This window comes from Sporomusa sp. (assembly GCF_057736855.1).
In genome coordinates, this window is sequence record NZ_JBYKYF010000308.1 from 1 (window position 1) to 3,538 (window position 3,538).

5 protein-coding genes are annotated in these 3,538 nt (G+C 45.1%); all 5 read right to left on the reverse strand.

Annotated features, from left to right (window positions below):
* Positions 1-558, reverse strand: a 558-nt coding sequence (locus AC29Z1_RS15195; protein ID WP_488272302.1) for a 4Fe-4S cluster-binding domain-containing protein, incomplete at its 3' end; no start/stop codon positions are given.
* Positions 559-883: 325 nt separating this feature from the next.
* Complete coding sequence (gene scfA, locus AC29Z1_RS15200) at positions 884-1,024, reverse strand: six-cysteine ranthipeptide SCIFF (RefSeq protein WP_075757400.1); 141 nt, start codon at positions 1,022-1,024, stop codon at positions 884-886.
* A gap of 139 nt (positions 1,025-1,163) precedes the next feature.
* The gene (locus tag AC29Z1_RS15205) at positions 1,164-2,258 is read right to left on the reverse strand and encodes a copper amine oxidase (RefSeq protein WP_488272303.1); all 1,095 of its coding nucleotides are present in this window, start codon (positions 2,256-2,258) and stop codon (positions 1,164-1,166) included.
* 93 nt (positions 2,259-2,351) lie between these two features.
* Positions 2,352-3,116 (reverse strand): polysaccharide deacetylase family protein, encoded by a 765-nt coding sequence (locus AC29Z1_RS15210; RefSeq protein WP_488272304.1) that lies wholly within the window; start codon positions 3,114-3,116, stop codon positions 2,352-2,354.
* A partial coding sequence (whiA, locus tag AC29Z1_RS15215) for a DNA-binding protein WhiA (RefSeq protein WP_488272305.1) occupies positions 3,113-3,538 on the reverse strand: 426 nt, incomplete at its 5' end. The genes AC29Z1_RS15210 and whiA, both read right to left, overlap by 4 nt.

Sequence of the window (3,538 nt, forward strand, 5' to 3'; positions counted from 1 at the left end):
GGCATTGGTAGTCAAAGTCAGCTTAAACACCTTACCAGTCTCGGCTTCCCGCCGTCTTACATAACTGACAACATGGCGTACAGTATCCATATTTAAGAGCGGTTCGCCACCAAAGAAATCGATTTCACAATTGCGGCGCTGACCACTATTTTCAATAATAAAATCAACAGCCCGTTCGCCAACTTCCTTGGGCATAAGTTTACGGCCATGACCAAAGTCACCTGTCCCGGCAAAGCAGTAGCCACAACGCAGATTGCAATCATGCGCAACATGCAGGCAGAGTGACTTTACCAGCGGCTTCTCACTAAAAGTCAATGGCACTGTCAATTCCGGCGAAAATAGCTGCCCTGCATGGATAAGTTCTTTTAATTCTTCCAATGCCTCGCGCACATGTTCGACAGGATATTTATCTTTAAGTGCAGCAACCACGTCCTCATCATTAGCCCCGGTAAAAACATCCATGATATCATAAACCAGGTTATCAACAATGTGTACTGCACCACTATTAATATCAAGTACAATATATAAACCGTTTAAGTAAAATTTATGAACTTGCATTAGATATTTAGTTCCTTTCTATCCAACTAGCGGTTGCTTAGAAATGCCCAACTGTACGTGCTCTCATAACGCTCAATTGCGATCTGCCCAAAAATTACGCAGCACCGCATACATGAGTACATGCACTAGAAGCAACGATACAGGTGGCGTTTATCCGCTAGCTAACCCACGCTAAGCCTCTCAGCTCGGAGAAACTTAGAGCAGATTAGCCCCTGGATAAGGGCGACTAACCTTCAGAAGGTTCCCCACCTGAAGCTACGTCTACTTTATAAGCAGCCACCTAAAAAATTAAGCCCCTTGTTGTGCAAGGGGCTGGTCCCACGGCCTACTTCTGGCAGACCTGATTGCCAACAGTGCAGGAAGTCTTGCAGGCCGACTGGCAGGAAGCCTGGCATTCCCCGCAGCCGCCGGTATGTACAGTTTGAGCGAGTGATGCTTTATTAATTGTCACAACATGCTTTTTCATATCCAAATTCCCTCCTTGCCAACGCATCTGATTAACTGTTTAATTGTTACTTTACTATTGTAGCTTCTTTGCCAACAGGAATCAATAGGAAAAGCGAGCGAGGGTGCTCCATTTTTCTATAACGTCCCTCGGTATATGGTTATTCTGTTTTATCAGCCGGTACCAAAATAATTTTTACAGGCAAGTTGGAAGCACCTGGTGGCGAAAACGTCAGCCACAGTGACTGACCGCCGTCAAAGTTGCCCAGATGAGCCACGTCAGTAATTGTTTTAGTACCGAAAAACAATCTGTCTGCCGGCGTGCTGATGGTCGTCTCATCTTGGCGGCGATATTTTACTTTTATCCCACCGGCATATTCCCCTCCCCGGGGATTTAAGTACACAGCATATTTTTGTTCAAAAGCGGTTGGAATAAATAGCTTATAGATAACACCATAATTCCCGTAGTTAAGCGTTGTCGAGCCATCGGTAGCATCACTCCCCGACACATAGGTATCAAGTTTATTATCAGCCAGAGTAATCGCCATTATGCCATCTTGCTTGGAATTATATACCTTACTAGGGACAATCAGGCGGTCACTACCCGGAAATGTTCCACGTAAACGCTGACTATCTGCCGGTAATACAGGAGCAGTAGCAGCAAATTCTGCTGGTTCGGCATCAACAGGCAGCATCATAACAACAACTGTAAGTGGAATTTTCGTTTTGAAATCATAGATACCATTCACCAGTTCGTTCGGTAATACCACAGTATCTTGTAAGGCTGATACCAGATGAGCCGTGCCATTTGCCGGTACATGTATCAGTTCGACTTCCTCTTGATTTAGATAGTTTAATTGGGCAATTTTACCTACTGCCAAATAATCTACATCAGGACCGCCAAGTCCATACCTGTTGACGACTACATCGGCTGCTTCCGTGGTATTGTTAACTAGCAGTACCACAATTTTTTTCGGTTCCGTAGTGGCATTGACATGATGGAAAAATAACCGAATATCTCCACTGACCGTATCCTGATACATAATACCGTCATCAGGTACCATCTCAGGACTGTCAGACAGCAATAATAACTTATTAGTCTGCTCTGTTACAGTAACAGGCAGTTCAGGTATCTTGTACAACTTACGCGGAGACAAGACATCGGATTTGGCCAGTACCGGCTGGGGAGAAACAATACTACTAATAGCAACTGTGACAGCCATTACCACACTTGCACGTCGTAACCAATTTAACAACTGCATACCTCCTAACAATGGTTGGCTACCTAACGAAAAGTATAACAGACTATAGCCTGGCCTTCAACCGTTAGGATATTTTACCAATTTCCACTACTTTTCACTCTTCACTTGCGACAGTTTTGCATAGATGTGTGCCCGGAGCAGTCTCAGACGAAACTCCCACAAACCGTATTTGGGCCGTGGAACATTAACTCGCTTAAGTTGATAGGCATCACCATATGTAGTTCCCAACCCGGGAAGTCCGGTACATGCGCCGCGATAACCTGTTTGTTGCAAAGCAGCAATGGTTTGCTGATTATACTGCCCAAAAGGATAAGCCAGGAATTCTACCGGCTGCTTTATATGTTCTTCCAATAATTGTTTAGACCTGGTTAGCTCATCTACCAGCATCGTTTGACTGATTTCATTAAGTGCTACATGACTATGCGTATGAGAGGCAATCTCGGTGTTTCTGGCCTGCATATCCCGAATCTGATCCCAAGTTAAATATTCCGGCTGCCCAACCTTACTGGTAATAACAAATACCGTGCCTTTCATCCGATACTTTTCCATGATGGGTAAGGCTGTCAGATAATTATCGGCATAACCATCATCAAAAGTAATAATGACAGGCTTTTCCGGCAACGGCCGACCATCTTTCTTAGCAGCAAATAGCTCAGACAAGGAGATAGCCGTATAGCCGTGGTTAGCCAAATACTGCATTTGTTCTTCAAAATCTTCCGGATCAATACTATATATTGCAGGAACTTTACTCACCTGATGATAAGCTAAAATCGGTACACCACTACTAGGTGCCAACAGCCAAACGCCGATCAATGACATCGCAACAAAAAAACTTAGTAGAACTCGCTTCATTGTCTTCCCATCTCAGAATTGCGGGAACGGCTTGACAGCGACTGAGCTATCTCTCCTAGCTTGCGCAGGCGGTGGTTAATGCCGGATTTGCCAACCCGCCCCTCCAAAATAATTGCTAACTCGGCCAACGTAGCTTCTGGATGCGCCAGCCGTGCTTCCGCCACTTCCTTCAGTGGCGGTGGCAGCTTATCAAGCCCGATAGTTTGCTCGATAACCCGAATGCTGTCAATCTGGCGCACAGCCGCGTTTACCGTTTTCTGCAGATTGGCCGTCTCACAGTTAACCAAGCGGTTGACCTGATTGCGCATATCTTTAACGACCCGCACATTCTCAAATAGCAACAAGGCATTGTGGGCACCAATGATCTGCAGGAAAGATGTAATGGCATTACCATCTTTCAAATACACAAAATAATCATCCTT